This window comes from Acinetobacter seohaensis (assembly GCF_056431365.1).
Genome location: NZ_JBWKMK010000139.1, coordinates 13,686 through 32,780 on the forward strand (window position 1 = coordinate 13,686; position 19,095 = coordinate 32,780).

Genomic DNA, 19,095 nt, shown 5'->3' on the forward strand with positions numbered 1-19,095 from the left:
CAATTTTCATGCGCTATCATATATAGGTTTTTCATTTGCAAAATATCGAGAAGTTTTTATGAGCCAAAGTCATATCCGTATTCGAGGTGCACGTACCCATAACCTAAAAAACGTGAACCTTGATATTCCACGCGATAAATTTGTGGTAATTACGGGTTTATCTGGTTCAGGAAAATCTTCACTGGCGTTTGATACCCTTTATGCCGAAGGACAGCGTCGTTATGTCGAATCGCTTTCTGCATACGCACGCCAGTTTTTATCGCAAATGGAAAAACCTGAAGTCGACTCGATTGAAGGTCTAAGTCCCGCAATTGCCATTGAACAGAAATCGACCAGCCATAACCCGCGTTCAACCGTGGGTACCATTACCGAAATTTACGACTATTTGCGTTTACTGTATGCACGTGTCGGCACACCTTACTGTCCTGAACATGATTTACCAATGGTGGCGCAAACTGTTTCAGAAATGGTCGATGCTGTAAAAGCACTGGAAGAAGGCACTGCCTTAATGCTACTCGCGCCTGTGATTCGTGAGCGTAAAGGCGAATATGTGCATCTGTTTGAACAGCTACAAAGTCAGGGTTTTGTACGCGCCCGAGTTGATGGCGAAGTCATGGACATTGACCCACCACCAGAACTCGATAAAAAGAAAAAACATACCATTGAAGTGGTGGTAGACCGTTTTAAAGTCCGAGATGATTTGGGCAACCGTATTGCCGAAAGCTTTGAAACTGCACTGCGTTTAGGTGGCGATTTAGCCATTTTATCGTGGATGAATGCGGAACAACCTGATCGTATTTTTTCGGCCAAGCACTCTTGCCCGCAATGTGACCGTGCCGTGGCAGAACTTGAACCGCGCCTGTTCTCATTTAACAACCCTTTTGGCGCTTGTCCAACTTGTGATGGTTTGGGGACACGTAGCCATTTCAGTGCGGAAAAATTGATTCCAAACCCTGAACTGTCGATTAGTCAGGGCGCAATTCGCGGCTGGGACAGACAGCGTCCGTATTATTACAGCATGCTGGAAAAAGTCGCGGCACATTATGAACTCTCACTCGATACGGCATGGAATCAGCTGGACAGCGTGACACAAAAGAAATTCCTGTATGGCACAGGTAAAGACAAAATTGACCTGAGCTATACTGATGAACGTGGACGCCACCATAAACGTGTGATTGCGTTTGAAGGCGTGTTACCGCATTTAGAACGTCGTTACCGTGAAACCGAAAGTAATTATGTACGTGATGATTTGGCGCAGTATTTATCTAATGCTGCCTGTGATGCCTGCGGTGGTTCACGTTTAAATGAAATCTCTCGTAATGTCCGCGTGAAAGACAAAACCATTGCTCAAATTACCCAAATGTCGATTGGCGATGCCGAAGACTACTATCAAGGCTTAAATCTTGAAGGGGCCAAAGGTGAAGTCGCAGATAAAATCTTTAAAGAAATTCGTGAACGTCTGCACTTTTTAGTGTCGGTGGGTTTGAATTATTTAAGTCTGTCACGCTCCGCCGAAACTCTTTCAGGCGGTGAAGCACAACGTATCCGCTTGGCATCTCAAATTGGTGCGGGGCTTATGGGCGTGATGTATGTGCTAGATGAACCTTCAATTGGCTTGCACCAGCGTGACAATGATCGCCTGTTGGAAACCCTGATTCGTTTACGTGACTTGGGTAACACGGTGTTAGTGGTAGAACACGATGAAGATGCGATTCGCGCTGCCGACCATATTATTGATATTGGCCCAGGTGCAGGTGTGCATGGTGGACATATTATTGCCGAAGGCACCTATGCAGAACTGGCCGAACATGCAGACTCCCTAACAGGGCAGTATTTATCGGGCAAATTAAAAATTGAAGTGCCGAAAACGCGCACCCAACCGCCACATCCCGAACAACAAATTAAGCTAATGGGCGCAGCAGGACATAACCTGAAAAAAGTGGATCTCACTTTGCCTTTAGGGGTAATGACTTGTGTCACAGGCGTGTCGGGTTCAGGAAAATCCACCCTAATTAACCGTACTTTGTTGCCTTTGGCTGCAACACAATTAAATGGCGCAACTACATTAACCGCAGAAAAATTCGACTCGATTGATGGTTTGCAATATTTAGATAAAGTGGTGGATATTGACCAAAGCCCGATTGGGCGAACGCCACGCTCGAACCCCGCGACCTATACAGGCTTGTTCACTCCAATTCGTGAGCTGTTTGCGCAAACCCCTGAAGCTAAAGCACGTGGCTATGCAGCAGGACGCTTCTCCTTTAACGTTAAAGGTGGACGCTGCGAAGCTTGTGAGGGTGATGGCATGATTAAAGTTGCCATGCACTTCTTGCCAGATATGTACGTGCCTTGCGATGCCTGTCATGGTAAACGCTATAACCGCGAAACTTTGGAAGTCAGTTATAAAGGTCGCAATATTTCTGATGTTTTGGAAATGACCGTTGAAGATGCCATGCATTTCTTTGATGCCATTCCTGTGATTCATCGTCGGTTGGAAACGTTAAATCAGGTTGGCTTGGGTTATATCCGCCTTGGTCAATCAGCTACAACTTTATCTGGCGGTGAAGCACAGCGCGTAAAACTGGCGCGTGAACTGGCCAAACGAGATACAGGCAAAACCCTGTATGTACTGGATGAACCGACCACTGGTTTGCACTTCCATGACATTGCCAAATTGCTCGACATCCTGCATGAGCTACGCAACAAGGGTAATACCATTGTGGTGATTGAACACAACCTAGATGTGATTAAAACTGCAGACTGGATTGTCGATTTAGGCCCTGAAGGTGGTGCAGGCGGTGGACAAATCATTGCCGAAGGCACACCTGAAACTGTCGCAAAATCTAAAATTTCACATACCGCAAAATTCTTAAAACCGATGTTAAAAGGCTAAAATAGATTATTTCAGTTTTTAAGCCCATTCAAGTTTAAATACAGATTCAGCACAAACTTGTGCTGAATCTTTCACTCTAGGCTTTTTATCACTTCGGAAATGCTCGTGGATCAATTACTGTGACTTAGTCACCAGCAACGGCATTGCGCCCACGTGCTTTGGCTCTAAATAAGTGTTTATCGGCTTTTTCCAACAATCTGCTCCATGACGCAGCACCCACCGCCACGCCAGCACTGACCGACACTTGAATATAATCATTCAGTTCTGGAATAAAAATTTCTTGATTCACAATATGGCAGCGCAATTTATCTGCCAAATACAGCGCCTCAGTAAATTCTATTTGCTCAATCAAAACCAAAAACTCATCGCCACCATAACGCACCACCAAGTCTGAGGCACGGACATGCGCTTTGAGAGTATCGGCAATACATTTTAAAGCTTGGTCACCTACCACATGCCCGAAGGTATCGTTAATGTGTTTGAATTTATCCACATCCATAATAATCAGACCAGTTTTGCTCAATTTTTCAGGTCGATGTTCTAAATATTTGATGTATTCCTCAAGCGGCAAACGGTTGGAAACACCAGTTAAGGCATCGGTATTGGCAATATTACGCAGCTGAAATTCTAAAATATCACGCTGCTCTAGGCGTTGTTTTAATTTTTGAATGGCCTCTAAGAGCGTTACCTTGTCTGGATTTTGCGTACCTTGAGCTTCATCTTCATAAGCTGCTAAGCGTAAAATTTGGCTGCGTGCCTGAATTAAAGGAATAAAGACCTTTGAGCGCGCATAGACCATGGTGAAAATAGCAGCCAATAACGAAATAATTGACGCTACTAGGGTTAAAATGAAAATACGCTGAGCTTGATGATAATCTTTGTGCGCAACCTGCAAACTGTGCGCTAATATAAATGACTGCAAACTGACCACAGTGTTGAATTTATCCACAATTTTTTGGGTGAGTTCAGTACCTGTCAATGAATAGGGTTGCCCATCAATACTTTGCTGAATCAATTGATTGACGATAGGAATTCCCTCATCCAAAAACTCCTTTTTTAATTGATTATGCAAAATATTATATTCAGGAATTTTATGTGCTTCAGGCAAAATGGTATGGATTAAATCCCACAAATAATAAGCTTGGCGTTGGGTTTGCAAAGAGCTCGCCAAATTGGTTTCAGGAATTTTTTCAGCAAACGTTACCGCGGCAATAATATTGGATGCCACCCTTCCCGCTTGATCACGCAAATCTGAAAGAACAAAAATCACACTATAATAGGTCGATACCGATGAGTCTTTTGCCACTGAATCGAGCATGACGTGTTTCAGCACATGCTGAGAACTGTCCCATGCCGCAAACATTTTTTGAATCGCATGATCCATCTGTTGAGAGCTACGCAAATGCTGTGGAGTTTCTGCATATTCATCGACCGCCTGACGCCCTTGTTCTAAAGCGGTCTTTAATTGATGCGATAAATGATGCGCATGGATAATAAAACCTTCTTTTCTTAAAATATTGATGGTCTGTTCTACTTGTTGATCCACGCCAGCACGGTACGCTTTCAGTTCTTGTAAATTTTGCTGAAATTCAGCTGCTGAACTCGACATGACTTTATTCGCAGGCGCTCGTTCACGCGAAATACTATTGGTCAGTTCAGCCACTTTGCCTAATACGGAAATTTCAATTAAAGCACGTTTTGTTTTTTGATAACTCTGATAACTATTCACCATCAGAGGAACGCAAATAAAAAGCAATGACACGATAATAATGATCATCGAGATCAACAGTCGCTGACTGATATGCTCTGTGCGCAATTTCATCATCATGCTAAGTTTCACCTACGTCATTATAACTGTGCAAAATCGTGGACTTGATCACTTAATCGGCGACTATATTACATGAGCAATCTTTAAATTACTTACAAAAAAGATAATTAATTCACTTATATTTTGAATTATTTAGTTTTTATCACCAAATCATAATAGCTAAATTGGATCTGATATTTTAAACCTGTCTAACTAGAGCATCTTATTCAAGAAAACGTCCAAAACCATACCCTGTGCCGATTTTCTTAAAACAACAAATACAAAAAATAATGTTTCAGCATGCAGAAAATATTTTACAGATGCAACATTTGGGTGCATAATGCACCTCATTAGGGCGAGTTTAGTTTTTCCTCAGCAGTAAACTAAATTTACCCGCAAATTTTGGCGAAAAATCCCAGTTTTTGAAAGAAAACTGGGATTTTTTTATGGGTTTTGATCATATCACACCCTCAAACTGCACCATATCAGTGCAATTTTCGCAAAACCATTTGCGTTTTCACATGCAAAAAAAAACCCAACCTTGGGGAAAGTTGGGCAGATAAAAAGCAAACAATTATGGAGAATCAGATCGCACTACTGGATGAACCAAGCTTAGGATTTGATGGTTAAATTATGAGATAAGTCACATAATTTACAAACCCGACTTAAGTAGTAGGACTTCATGGTGGAATTATGAAATAAATCACAGTTTATGTAAAGCCTAGTCAACCAGTCTGATTTATTTTTATACAAATATTAAAATTTAATGTGACTAAACTCACATTAATTCAAATATTCCACTCAAATTCAGTCTAAACAAGCCTTCTTTATTGCTTGTTTTTTACCCAAATATCATGATTTCACCCTAAAACAGGTGAATTTTTCCGTTATTCTTCACATTCCAAGAATTATTATTAAAGATAATTTCAATAAAAATGATCGATTAATCCAATTAATGCTTTGCTTATTATTTCTACTTTTGTTGCAAAAACGAACATATCGACTTGTTATCCATACAGTTTTTAGGTTGACAGCAAAAATTTTATTTGAATATTTTTTAAACAACAAAGTCAATTGGACTTAATTCTTAAATAAAGTCCTTTTAGTTCATTGACTTAATAATTTGTTACACTAAAATGATCAATGTTTCATCCATTTTTAACAAAACTGGTAACTATCATGAAAAAACTCGGTTTAGCCACTGCATTATTATTAGCCATGACCGGTGCTCAAGCGTACCAATTCGAAGTTCAAGGTCAATCTGAATACATCGACAATACAGTAAATGATAAGAATTTCACTGGTGCTGTTCAAGGTACTTACTACTTCAAAAATGTTGATGCGACTAAAGGTCCATTGGCTGAAGCTGCGTTCTTAAACCAAGCGTCTAACTTCTCTTTAGCATACAACTATGGTGAATACGATGTAGATGCTGACGAAGCAGATTTCGTATCTCATGTTTATGGTGCTAAAGCTGAAGCGTATATTCCAACTCAATTGGTTCCTGTTTATGCAAGTGCAGCATATAGCCACACCATCACAGATGGTAAAGGCGGTCAAGATAATGACAATGGCGACCGTTATGCCTTAGAACTTGGTGCAGTAGTAGCGCCTAACTTCTTAGTTGCTGTAGGTTATACAAGCGTTGCAGACCAAACTTCTTATGATGCTTTCAACATCCTTTCTAATGGTGTTGCTAAAGCAGCACTTGAGTCAGGCACAATCAATCAAGATCAAGATGCAATCACTGCACGTACAAAATACGTAGGTGCAATTGACGGCACCAATATGGCTGTTGGTTTTGAAGCAGGTCTAGTTTACGGTGAAAGCACTGCTTATAACTTAAAAACTGATCTTTATTTAACACCAGCACTTAGCGTTGGTGCGTCATACATGGAGTCAAGCTACAACGATTCTCCAAATAAAGCTTGGGGCGCGAACGTAAACTACTTCATCACTCCTGCGGTTTCAGTAGGTGCAAGCTATGTAAATGCAAACTTCGAAGCAGCTAAAGCAGCAGAAGAAGACGCTGATGTACTTGACACTCAAACTGTTGGTGTAAACGCTAAATTCCGTTTCTAATTTCACATTAGATACCGAAGTTAAAAAAGACGCTCATCTGAGCGTCTTTTTTTATGCCTGAAATATGTCATGAAAAATTTGCACGCTGTTTTACTCGGCCGAATCATCATGGTGATGATGTGGTAAGTGGCGAATGTACTGCAATGCGATTAAACGTGACACGATCAATGCCAAATACATCACGCCACAGAACATTTGCAACATGGCAATCACCCGTGCTTCTGGGCTGATCGGTATAAGATCAGATAAGCCTGTCGCAGACTGCAAACTAAAACTTAAAAATAGTAAATCTAGCCAACTTTGCAAACCTACAGCATTTGGGTTCTGAAAACTTTGCGGAATCAGAATCTGGCAAATGCTATATAAAAAGGCAAAACCCCAAGCGATTAAGGTAAACACCGCTGCAGCAGCAAACAGCTCATCTTTAGTTAAATAACGATCATGGAACATATAACGCAATAAGCCATAGGCTGCACTAAAATAGGCTGCAGCTTCACAAGCATGACTCATCACCAGAATAAGAGGATGCCGCACACCTAGTAAAATAAAGAATGAAAAGAATAAAGCCGCATACACAAAACTTAGACCCAAAACACTCAACATTGGCGTTTGTCGAATCACTTTAGCAATGAGCAGCAACACCAATACCCCCACCATCCAAGTGATGACTTTGTAGGGCATGTTGTGATGTGAAAAGAGTGAAAGTAGCAAAATCACAAACTGCAAAAACAACAGCCATGCCGAAGGCAAGACCTGAAACCTTTTCCAGACATTGTCTAATATGTACATATATCTGCTACCTATTCTTTTTATATTGCATCCAACATAGCAGCTTATTTAGTCATGTAATGCAATCACTCTGTATCAAAATTGCATATCTCAATAACCGTATCCATAAATGCTCAAGATATTGATCGGTATGCTTACCCAAGCCAACAGGCAGACATAAAAAAAGTCCCATGACTGGGACTTTTTTTCAGGGGTTTCAGACCTTAGTGGTCAGATGCACCTGAGATACCAATACCAGTTTGTGAGCGTACGAACTGTGCATCAAATGCTTTACGTTCAGCTTGTGCTTGCGCAGAGTTGTCAGTGATAGAGAACAACCAGCAGCAGAAGAATGAAAGTGGCATTGCAAAGATCGCAGGACCATTGAATGGGTTGATTGGTGTGTCAGAAATTTGCAGCGTATCTACCCAAACTGCTTTAGACAATACAATCAAGGTTACTGCTGAAACTAAGCCTGCTACCCCACCAATCACTGCACCACGAGTCGTTAAGCCTTTCCAGAACATAGATAGTACAAGTACTGGGAAGTTTGCACATGCTGCTACAGAGAATGCTAAACCGACCATGAACGCAACGTTTTGTTTCTCGAAAAGAATACCCAAGATCATTGCGAAGATTGCTAAGCCTAAAGTTGCAATTTTAGACATGCGAAGTTCAGATTCAGGTGTCGTTTGACCTTTCTTGAATACGTTAGCATACAAGTCGTGAGAGATTGCTGAAGCGCCAGACAATGTCAAACCAGCAACTACCGCAAGAATTGTTGCGAATGCTACTGCTGAAATGAAGCCCATGAACAAGTCACCGCCAACCGCATCAGCCAAGTGCACCGCAGCCATGTTGTTACCACCAACAAGTTCTAACTTGCCAGTAACTGCCATTTTCGCAACATCAAGGAATTGTGGGTTGTTTGATACATAAAGGATCGCACCAAAACCAATGATGAAGGTTAATAGGTAGAAGTAACCAATGAAACCGGTTGCTACAACTACTGATTTACGTGCTTCTTTCGCGTCTTTTACTGTGAAGAAACGCATCAAGATGTGTGGTAAACCTGCAGTACCGAACATTAACGCAAGACCAAGTGAGATTGCATCAATTGGGTTAGATGCTAATTTACCAGGACCCATAATGTTTGCAGCATCTGCCAAGCTCAAGTCATGTACTTTAGAGAAAACTTGGATCGATTGCTCGAACATGTTAGTGAAGCTGAAGCCCACACCTTTCATTACCATGAAGGCCATGAAAGTTGCACCTGAAAGTAACATCACCGCTTTGATGATCTGTACCCAAGTTGTTGCCAACATACCACCGAACATTACGTAAGCCATCATGAGTAGACCCACGATCACTACAGCAAGGTTGTAGTTCAAACCGAAGAGAAGTTTGATTAACTGACCCGCACCTACCATTTGTGCAATCAGGTAGAATGCAACTACGACAAGCGAACTGAATGCTGCAAGGGTACGTACTGGCTTTTCAGATAAACGGAACGAGACCACGTCAGAAAGGTTATATTTCCCTAAGTTACGTAAACGTTCAGCAATCAAGAACAATACGATTGGCCAGCCCACCATGAAGCCCAGTGAGTATAGCAAGCCGTCAAAGCCTGACATAAACACCATTGCGGAAATACCCAGGAACGACGCTGCTGACATATAGTCACCTGCAATCGCGAGACCATTTTGGAAACCTGAAATACCACCACCTGCGGTATAGAAGTCCTTAGTGCTTGTGGTTTGCTTCGCTGCCCATTTAGTAATGAACAAAGTTGCGCCCACGAAAATCAAGAACATAATAATTGCAGGCCAGTTGGTTGGCTGCTGTTCTGCTGCACCTAAATCTGGTCCTGCAAATGCCATACCTGACATTAATACAGTAGACGCAGCCAGTGCTTTCAATGAATTCCATTTCATCTTAGTGCGTTCCTTTCTCATGTGTAATTGCTTCAACTTCACGCATCGCTTCTTCGTTCAATTGGTCAAGTTTGCCATTCGCAATTGATGAATAAACAGCACACAAAATGAAAGATAAAACGATAATGCTCAGACCTAATGGAATACCCCAAGTCGTCACACCGCCAGAAATTGAACTCAATAAGAATTCTTTGTTATAGCCCACTAAAAGCATGAAACCTACGTACACAAACAACATGATTGCTGTTAATGTCCAACTTAGGTTACTTTTTCTGCGAACCATTTCTTTGAATTTTGGGTTTTGTAGAATGCGTTCTACTTGTACCTCATCCATAACCTGCTCCTTCAAGCGCCCTGCCTTAGGCGCAAATTTTTAATTCGAATTATTTCGAACTTAAAATTAACAATGTTGGAGCCGATTTGCAATTTAGACTTTGGTCGCTAAAAAAATGATCAACCTCAGCGCAAAGGCAATGGAATAGGCTATCATAGCCCTATTGTCGATACTTTTAAGGCATCATGAACAGCTGGCTCATTATGGGGGTTTTAGCCCTCTATATCGCATTACTTTTTATCTGTGCTTTCTATGGGGAAAAACACGCCAGTCGTTTAAGCACGCGTGGGCGCATGCTCATGTTCAGCTTAACTTTAGGGGTGTACTGTTCATCATGGACTTTTTATGGTGCAACGGGCGCAGCCGTTCGTGAAGGGATCATTTTTTTACCCATTTATTTAGGGCCATTGCTGTTTGTCGCTGTTGGTTATGATATTTGGCGACGTTTGGGTCGAGTGCGACAACACCACGCCATTTCATCGATTGCTGACTTTGTTGCTGCACGTTACGGTAAAAGCGGGCCATTGGCATCACTGGTCACAATTTTGGCGGTGATTGCAATTATCCCGTATTTGGCTTTGCAATTACGCGCAATTGCGCTGAGTGCCGCAGTGATTTTGGATCAAAGCACCAATGTTGAAAGTACCACCAATGCGGTGTTATTCCTGACAGGTTTATTGGCTATTTTGGCGATGCTGTTTGGTACTCGACAAATTGCCAATACCGAACAACACGGCGGCTTAATGCTTGCGGTTGCCTTTGAGTCCTTTGTCAAACTATTTGCCTTGCTGGCTGTGGCCTTCTTCTTTGTATTTGAAGCGCCTGACAATATTCATCAAATTGCCAATGATGTTTCAATTACCTTCCATGAAGTACAGCTGTTTGGTGTGCCTGAAACCTTTTGGGTGCAAACCTTATTGGCGGCATTAGCGATTATTTGTTTGCCGCGTCAGTTTCACGTTGCTGTGGTCGAACTGCGCGATGAAAAACATATTCGGGGTGCGCGTCGCTGGTTTGCCGTTTATCTGATTTTAACCACCATCGCGATTGTTCCAATTGCCAGTTGGGCCTTGCACGCAGCTCCGCAATATTTAGCCATCCCAGATGTAGCGGTTTTGTCTTTGCCACTCAGTTATAACCAAGACTGGTTGACGCTGTTGGCGTTCTTGGGAGGATTCTCCGCCTCAACAGGCATGCTATTGGTATCTTCAGTAGCACTGTCGATCATGCTGAGTAATGACCTGATCATGCCTGCCTTGTGGCGCATGGGCATTTTCTCACGCCATGACAAGCGCTTGCCTTTGGTACTGAAATTCACCCGACGCATTTGTATTTTAGCGGTGATGCTGCTCGGCTTCCTGTTCTTCAACTTCTTTAACGATATTGATCAACTTTCTGTGTTTGGCTTGTTGGCCTTTAGTGCAGTGGCACAGTTCTCCCCTGCCCTGATTGGGGGGTTATATTGGCGTGGTGGCAGTAAACAGGGCGTTTATGCAGGCTTAATTGTTGGATTTGCGATGTGGGCCTATACCCTGCTACTTCCGACTATTTTACGCAGCCTGCCAAGTCAGTTCAGCGAGTTTACCCGTGAATTTTTATTGCTGGGACCTTTAGGCATCAACTGGTTACGCCCTGAAGCCTTGCTTGGCTTTGAATCTTTTGCCCCGCTCACACATGGGGTGGTTTGGGCGCTCGGTTTAAATATTTTGTTATATGTTTGGGTGTCACGTATTTTCCGCCCAAGTGTGGCAGAACAGATTCAGGCCGAAAGTTTCTTTTATTATGAAACCAAGCCTTTGCCAACTCAGAACATGAGCAACGAGGTCAGCTATTCACATCAGGATGTAGCGCGTTTAAAAGTAGGCGATTTAATCACACTGGCAAAACGCATTACAGGCGAATCTCCAACCCGACAAGCCTTTGAGCAGTTTAGTCAGCAAAATAATGTGGTGCTGAATGAAAATGCCAATGCCAACGGCATGTGGTGGCGTTTTACCGAACAATATTTGGCAGGCACCATTGGTGCAGCATCTGCGCGTACTTTGCTCACCACTGCCATGGTCAATAACGGACTCGCTTTAGGGCAAGTTGCGAATATTCTTGACCAAGCCTCACAATGGCAACGCTTTAACCAAAACCTAATCATGACCATGATTGACCACATGACCCAAGGCGTGAGTGTGGTAGATGAAAATATGTGTTTGGTAGCATGGAATAATCAATATCTCAAACTATTTGATTATCCTAAAGATATTGTCTATGTCGGGTGCCCAATTGCCGATTTGATTCGCTATAACGCAGAACGTGGTGAATGTGGTCCGGGCTCAATTGAAGAACACGTGCGTAAACGTATTCACTGGATGAAAATGGGCAGTGCACACGAGTTTGAACGCATCCGTAAAGATGGTCGTGTAATTCAAATGCGTGGTAATCCAATTGAAGGCGGTGGTTTCGTGACCACCTTTGCCGATATTACCGCTTTCCGTGAAAACGAAGCCGTACTTGAAGCACGGGTACAAGATCGCACACAACAATTGGCCGATGCTTTGGCAGAACAGCAATTGGCACGTGAACAAGCCGACAAAGCCAATATGTCCAAAAGCCGCTTTATTGCCGCTGCCAGTCATGACTTATTACAGCCAATGCATGCAGCGCGCTTATTCAGTACGGCTTTAGAGCAAAGTATTCAGTCCGATGAAGACCGTAAAACCCTGCAACAACTGGATCGTGCCCTGCATGGTGCAGAAAGTATGCTCTCGGCCTTGTTGGATATTGCCCGTTTGGAAGGCGGTACGATTCAGCCGAAACGTCAGGCTTATCCACTGCATGACTTACTCAGCGATTTAAGCCTGCAATTTAAATCCATTGCGGCACAACGTGGCATTGAATTCCGTGTGCATGACGTACAGTTCTGGATTGATACCGACCCACAATGGATTCGTCGTATTATTCAAAACTTTGTCAGCAATGCGCTGCGCTATACCGCCAAAGGGCGTGTGGTCGTGGGCGTGTTACGTTCTGCAGAACATCCACAACATATTAGAATTGGGGTGTGGGATACAGGTCCGGGTATTGCCGAAGAACAACGTATTAAACTGTTTCAGGAATTTGAGCGTTGCGGACATACGTCGCCTTGGGGTGAGCAAGGTCTAGGTCTTGGGTTAGCGATTGTGCAGCGTATGACCAGTTTGCTGAACTACCCTGTGCATGTCTATTCGGAATTGGGCAAAGGCTCGTGCTTTATGATTGAAGTGCCGATTGTCGAAGCTCCAAAAGTAGTGGCTGCACCTGTGCAAGTGGTGCCGTTGAAAACCAAAGCCTATAAAATTTTGTGTTTAGACAATGATGAAACCATTTTGGAAGGCATGGCGACCCTGCTGAGTAAATGGGGCTATCACGTATTTAAAGCCACCGAACCTGAACAAGCAATTGAGTTGATTCAACGTGAGCACATTCAAGTTTGGTTGGTCGATCAGCACTTAAATGACGATAAAATCGGTTTAGATTTTATTCTGGAACATCGTCAAGCCGATGTACCTGTGGCGTTAATTACTGCTGACTCTGATCCAGAACTACCGCAACGCTTAAAAGAACTCAACATCGTCTTGCTGAAAAAACCATTAAAACCAGCATCGCTACGTTCTTGGTTATCGGGTCTGAAAATTTCGGAGACTTGATTCACATACCTAACTTTGGCTAATTTGGGGCGCTCATCCCACAGAGATAAAGCTGAGATGAACGCACCGACCTTGTTACATTTTCTGGTTTGGTTACATTTGTTAGTCTGATGACCAAGCTTCACTTTACATAGCGAAATATGGCCACAATGAAAATCCAACACATTTGCTGTCAATATTGACAGCGATTGACCTGATGCAGCACACCAATTGACCAAACTTTTCAAAAACACTGCCTTTTGATGCGCTACAATTCACATTAAATATCATGGTCAGATTCGCTATGGCAAAGTCTGACAAGATCGTAAGCAAATACACCCAAACTTGCTTACAATTTCTTTAATTGCCGAGTTTGTAAAGGCTTTTCTGAGCACATTGCAATACATTAGACTTTAGTCTTATACATCTATTGACTATCTGCGCGCATAACTAAGTACAAGAAATGATCAGCGCATTCATCTTCAAGCCACATCCAAACAAATTTCCTGCCCTATTAAGCGTTGATCGACCTGTTTCCACGTTTTAGGAAGAATCTCATGAATACCGTGAACCATGAACAGCAGCTCGCAGAACAAACACAGCAGCTACAGCGTCAATATGGCGTAAATGCGCTATTGCCCGAAATTCACTGGGATCGTCTGTTTCAAAACAGCAAACTCAAAGCTCCTCATCTACAAGCGCTGAATACCCTGTATCAAACCGCAGTACCCTTAGCCCTACAAGTCTTTGAAGAACTCAATTTTGATGTGTTTCGCCCTGCGGCGTATCAACCACAAGGTTTAGGTCTGTTCAACAAACTTTCAGCACAGGAGGAGCAATTACTGGATGTTTTGGAACAAGAAGCGCAAGGCTTAGATCAAAGCACCCGCCAGCATATTTGGAGTATGTTATTACGTGGTGGTGCGGTACTGGTCTTTAAAGCATGGTTAGGCAAAGTCAAAACAGATGAGGCACAACTCGATACAGCTCAATTTGATGAATTGTCCGATTTGCTGTTCATTAAAACCTCACCTTTTGAGCTGGCAGAACGCTTAAAAGTCGATGCGCATGCACCCACTGAACATATTTTTCTACTGTATGGCAATGACGTGTATTTAGACCGTTTTAACAGTCTTGAAACGGCAGCCTTATTTGTCGATTTAGGCGTGTACGATGCTGCGTTTATAAGCCTGAGAGATGACCACGTTGCAAAATACCTGATTGGACAAGGCTATGTCAGTGAGCAGCAAATTGATGAATTGCAATGTGCCTTAAATCCTTTGAATTGTGCCGATTTAAATCCAAAACAGAACTATATTGCTTAGTGTGAGTTGAAGACTTAAATTCCAAGTAATCACATCGCAAACCCCATCCTATTCCAAATAAAAACAAGGCGTGCAATAGCACGCCTTGTGGCTTATTTCATTAACAATACACGAATGAATTTTGCTTAAAACGTCACACGTTTATAATCACGATATTCAGGCTTCCAGAAATTAGCCTCAATTGCCTCTCGTAATGCCTCATCACTCATGACAGCTGCAACGCCTGCATCCATTGCTGCTTTTGCGACTCTAAATGCAATAAATTTAGACACCTGCTGAATTTCATTTAAATCAGGCAATAAATCTGCATTTGGATCCTGCAACAATGGTGAGCAGTCCGCCAGCGCATTACTGGATGCAATTAACATACTGTCTGTCACACGTGTTGCCCCTGCAGCGATTACCCCTAAGCCAATACCTGGGAAAATATACGAGTTATTGCATTGGGAAATATTATAAAGTTTGCCCTGATAGTTCACTGGCTCAAATGGGCTACCTGTTGCAATTAAGGCCTTGCCTTCAGTCCACTCCAAAATATCGGCAGGAAATGCTTCAACTTGTGAGGTTGGGTTTGACAATGGCAACACAATTGGACGCTCGCAATTGGCAGCCAAGGTTTTAATCACCTCTTCAGTAAATAAACCCGGTTGCCCCGAAACCCCAATCAATACCGTTGGCTTGGCGTTTTGAATGACGTCCAACAGAGAAATCACACCTTCAGGATTGCCCCAATGTGCAACACGGTCAGGACTTTGTGCCAATTTACGTTGGAAATCGAGCAAGTTTGGCTGATTGCTGGTGAATAAGCCAAAACGATCCACCATATACACACGAGCACGTGCTTCAGCATCGCTTAAGCCTTCCACCACCATTTGCGCCACAATTTGCTCGGCAATACCACAACCTGCCGAACCTGCGCCCAAGAAGGCAATGGTTTGATCTTTCAGTTGTTTGCCTGCAGCCCGTGATGCTGCAATTAAGCTGCCCACAGAAACGGCTGCCGTGCCTTGAATATCATCATTAAAACAACAAATTTGATCACGATATTTGTTTAATAACGGCATGGCATTTTTCTGAGCAAAATCTTCAAACTGAATCAATGCCTTTGGCCAACGGCGTTTCACCGCATCAATCACCTGATCGACAAATTGATAGTATTCCTCACCACTAATACGTGGCTGATTCCAGCCCATATAGATCGGATCATTCAGTAATTGTGGGTTATTGGTGCCTACATCTAAGGTAATGGGTAAGGTATAGGCAGGACTAATACCGCCACATGCTGTATATAAAGACAGTTTTCCAATTGGAATACCCATGCCGCCAATGCCCTGATCACCCAAGCCTAAAATACGCTCACCATCGGTAATCACAATCACTTTGACATTCTTTTTATTGATGTTTTGTACAATATCATCAATATGGGCACGGTCTGGATAGGAAATAAAAATACCCCGATGACGGCGGTAAATATCGGAAAAACGCTGACATGCCTCGCCTACAGTTGGGGTGTAAATAATAGGCATCATTTCACTCAAATGCTGTTCAATCAGGTGATAAAACAGGGTTTCATTGGTGTCCTGAATGTTGCGCAAATAAATATGCTTGTTGATGGCATCGCTAAAAGCAGAATATTGCTGATACGAACGCTGGCTTTGTTCTTCAATATTTTCAATTGCATGTGGAATTAAGCCATGCAAGTTAAAACGGGTGCGTTCTTCTTCTGAAAATGCAGAACCTTTATTTAATAAAGGCAATTCTAAAAGGCCGTTGCCCGCATAGGGAATATATAAAGGACGTTTCTGCTGCAAATTTGCGGTTGTCATTGTTCATCTCATTCTAATCGGTTGCTGATGGCGCATGGATTGAGATGCACCATCTGACATCTGACTAGCTTAGCCCGAATTGCAGCAAATAGGGCATTTAGAAGTTTGATAACCAAATCTGAATGATTTTTATTTCTGATAGCCCATGTTATATAGGCATCGAACCTAATTTATTTGGGTGGTTGCAGTGGCGTCATATCTACAATTAAGCCAGTGAACTTACGCACCAAAGGCAGCACACATAATACGACTGGAAAAGCAAACGCCCAAGAAATCATCCAGTTATGCAACCACAGGGTAAAAAATCCCTCAATCCAGCCCAAATTTCGGATCATATTAATCAACGAAATGATGCCACTCATCAAACATGATAAAAAGAAAGGCATTACCACCGTGGCCCATTTCATGGGTAATTTGGGTACATTGCCAAAAATCATTGCACGTTGTTTCATGCTCTAGCCTTTTCGCCTCACTGAATGCCGCATACTATGCCATGAATTGCTTGCTTAAAGGATGATTTTTCAGGCAATTTGTTCATGCTTAGCTACAATCTCTGAAATTCGATAAAGCATACAATTGCACTCCCCTAAAGCCCCTGAAATTTGCTATATTTAGCGTTTTTCTGCACATCTATTTTTCGACTAAATATGAATACGGCAATACAAGCAGCGCTCGATCATGCAGTGCAATCCCTTCAAGCTGAAGGTGTACTCCCATCTGACTGGAACAATACGAGTAATTTAACCCGTACCAAAGACCGCAGCCACGGTGATTTCGCATCAAATATTGCCATGATTGCCTCTAAAGCCGCAGGCATGAAGCCACGCGATTTAGCCGAAAAAATTCTTGCTGCTCTGCCTGAAGTTGCAGACATCAGCAAAGCAGAGATTGCAGGCCCTGGTTTTATTAACTTCTTTTTAAATGCCGACCAGCGTTTTAGTGTTTTAGATCAAATTCAAGCACAAAAACAACAATTTGGACGCAGCCAAATCAATGCAGAAAAACGCATTCAGGTCGAGTTCGTTTCTGCTAACCCAACCTCAAGCCTACACGTGGGTCATGGTCGTGGTGCTGCTTATGGTATGACGGTTGCCAATTTACTTGAAGCCACAGGTGCTAAAGTTGACCGTGAATACTATGTCAATGATGCTGGCCGTCAAATGGATATTTTGGCGACTTCAACTTACTTGCGTTATTTGGAACTGGCAGGTCAAACGCTGGTGTTCCCCAAAAATGCGTATCAGGGTGACTACGTTAAAGACATCGCACAAAGCATTTTAAAACAGGATGGTGAACGCCATGTACGCCCTGTTGCAGATGTATATAACAATGTGCCTGAAGATGTGCAATATGCGGCAGAACTCGATGCCGATGGCAACAAAGTGGTCTTGTCGGGCGACAAAGAAAAACACATTGATGGTTTGATTTTCAATTCACAAACGCTCTTGGGTGATGATTACCGCGTGTTCCATCAGGCTGCGCTGAATGCTATTTTGGCCGACATTAAAGATGACTTGGGCGAGTTTGGTGTCACCTTTAACCAATGGTTTAGCGAAGCGTCATTGACTGAAAAAATTGATGAAGCTCTGCAAACACTAGATCAACGTGGTTATCTATACGAACAAGACGGCAATATCTGGTTTAAATCGACCGCATTTGGCGATGAAAAAGACCGTGTGGTGAAACGCCGCAATGGTCAAACCACTTACTTTGCTTCAGACATTGCTTATCACCTGAATAAATTACAACGTGGCTACACAGACCTAATTGATATTTGGGGTTCAGATCACCACGGTTATATTTCACGTGTGAAAGCGGCCATTGATGCACTAGGCTACGACTCGAAAAAATTAACGGTACTGTTAGTGCAGTTCGTGAGCTTATGGCGTGGTGGTGAAATGGTACAAATGTCATCCCGTTCAGGTCAGTACGTGACCTTGCGTGATTTGCGTAAAGAAGTCGGCAACGATGCTGCACGTTTCTATTACGTCATGCGCAAATCTGAACAGCACATTGACTTTGACCTAGATTTGGCCGTTTCACAAAGTAAAGACAATGCGGTCTACTATATTCAATATGCTCATGCACGTATTTGTCGTATGCTCGAAAAAGCTGCTGCTACGCAATTGAATTTTAATGCGACAACTGCACGTCAGTTTGCCGCTAAACTTGAGCTAGATGCTGAAACTGAAATTTTAGCCAAACTGGCTGCGTATCCTGAAATTTTAGTACGTGCTGCCAACAGCCACGAACCGCATCAGGTAGGTAACTATTTGAAAGAATTAGCAGCATTGTTCCACGGTTGGTACAATGAGCATAAAGTTCTGAATGATGATGCAGCCTTGACTCAAGCACGCTTATTGCTTTCAGTAAACGTACAACAAGTCTTGCGTAATGGTTTAGAATTATTAGGTGTCTCTGCACCAGAAACAATGTAAAAGCCAAATAAAAGCATAACAAGAGGAAGTCC

The 19,095-nt window shown here is 42.7% G+C and carries 11 protein-coding genes; 5 read left to right on the plus strand and 6 right to left on the minus strand.

Annotated elements, in window-relative coordinates; all coding sequences use genetic code 11:
- Positions 1-58 precede the first annotated feature (58 nt).
- Positions 59-2,893: an excinuclease ABC subunit UvrA gene (gene uvrA / locus AC07E5_RS13325; protein WP_004970200.1), complete on the plus strand. Its 2,835-nt coding sequence runs from the start codon at positions 59-61 to the stop codon at positions 2,891-2,893.
- Between the two features lie 124 nt (positions 2,894-3,017).
- Here uvrA and AC07E5_RS13330 read toward each other — a convergent pair whose 3' ends face one another.
- Positions 3,018-4,718, minus strand: a complete 1,701-nt coding sequence (locus AC07E5_RS13330; protein WP_498625651.1) for a GGDEF domain-containing protein — start codon at positions 4,716-4,718, stop codon at positions 3,018-3,020.
- Between the two features lie 1,125 nt (positions 4,719-5,843).
- On the opposite strand from AC07E5_RS13330, the gene omp33-36 reads away from it, so the two are divergent.
- Positions 5,844-6,782, plus strand: coding sequence for a porin Omp33-36 (gene omp33-36, locus AC07E5_RS13335; protein WP_257221834.1), 939 nt, complete (start codon positions 5,844-5,846; stop codon positions 6,780-6,782).
- Positions 6,783-6,872: 90 nt separating this feature from the next.
- Here the strand turns inward: omp33-36 and AC07E5_RS13340 are convergent, their stop codons facing one another.
- From AC07E5_RS13340 to AC07E5_RS13350, 3 genes are all read right to left on the minus strand, one after another.
- Positions 6,873-7,571: an ion channel gene (locus AC07E5_RS13340; RefSeq protein WP_179996436.1), complete on the minus strand. Its 699-nt coding sequence runs from the start codon at positions 7,569-7,571 to the stop codon at positions 6,873-6,875.
- Between the two features lie 203 nt (positions 7,572-7,774).
- Positions 7,775-9,484 carry a cation acetate symporter gene (locus AC07E5_RS13345; protein WP_154321179.1) on the minus strand — a complete coding sequence of 570 codons (1,710 nt, stop codon included), beginning with the start codon at positions 9,482-9,484 and terminating at the stop codon, positions 7,775-7,777.
- A gap of 1 nt (position 9,485) precedes the next feature.
- Positions 9,486-9,818, minus strand: coding sequence for a DUF485 domain-containing protein (locus tag AC07E5_RS13350; protein ID WP_167845675.1), 333 nt, complete (start codon positions 9,816-9,818; stop codon positions 9,486-9,488).
- Positions 9,819-10,003: 185 nt separating this feature from the next.
- Here AC07E5_RS13350 and AC07E5_RS13355 point away from each other — a divergent pair, with 185 nt between their 5' ends.
- Positions 10,004-13,495 (plus strand): PAS domain-containing hybrid sensor histidine kinase/response regulator, encoded by a 3,492-nt coding sequence (locus AC07E5_RS13355; RefSeq protein ID WP_004970213.1) that lies wholly within the window; start codon positions 10,004-10,006, stop codon positions 13,493-13,495.
- A 536-nt stretch (positions 13,496-14,031) separates the two neighbouring features.
- Positions 14,032-14,799: a hypothetical protein gene (locus tag AC07E5_RS13360; protein ID WP_096902222.1), complete on the plus strand. Its 768-nt coding sequence runs from the start codon at positions 14,032-14,034 to the stop codon at positions 14,797-14,799.
- Between the two features lie 125 nt (positions 14,800-14,924).
- Here the strand turns inward: AC07E5_RS13360 and AC07E5_RS13365 are convergent, their stop codons facing one another.
- Positions 14,925-16,625, minus strand: coding sequence for an NAD-dependent malic enzyme (locus AC07E5_RS13365; protein ID WP_004970216.1), 1,701 nt, complete (start codon positions 16,623-16,625; stop codon positions 14,925-14,927).
- Positions 16,626-16,795: 170 nt separating this feature from the next.
- Positions 16,796-17,077: a DUF2798 domain-containing protein gene (locus AC07E5_RS13370; protein ID WP_004970219.1), complete on the minus strand. Its 282-nt coding sequence runs from the start codon at positions 17,075-17,077 to the stop codon at positions 16,796-16,798.
- 195 nt (positions 17,078-17,272) lie between these two features.
- Between AC07E5_RS13370 and argS the strand changes: the two genes are divergently transcribed.
- On the plus strand, positions 17,273-19,063 hold the full coding sequence (argS, locus tag AC07E5_RS13375) for an arginine--tRNA ligase (protein ID WP_104852866.1): 1,791 nt from the start codon (positions 17,273-17,275) through the stop codon (positions 19,061-19,063).
- The last annotated feature ends 32 nt before the right edge of the window (positions 19,064-19,095 follow it).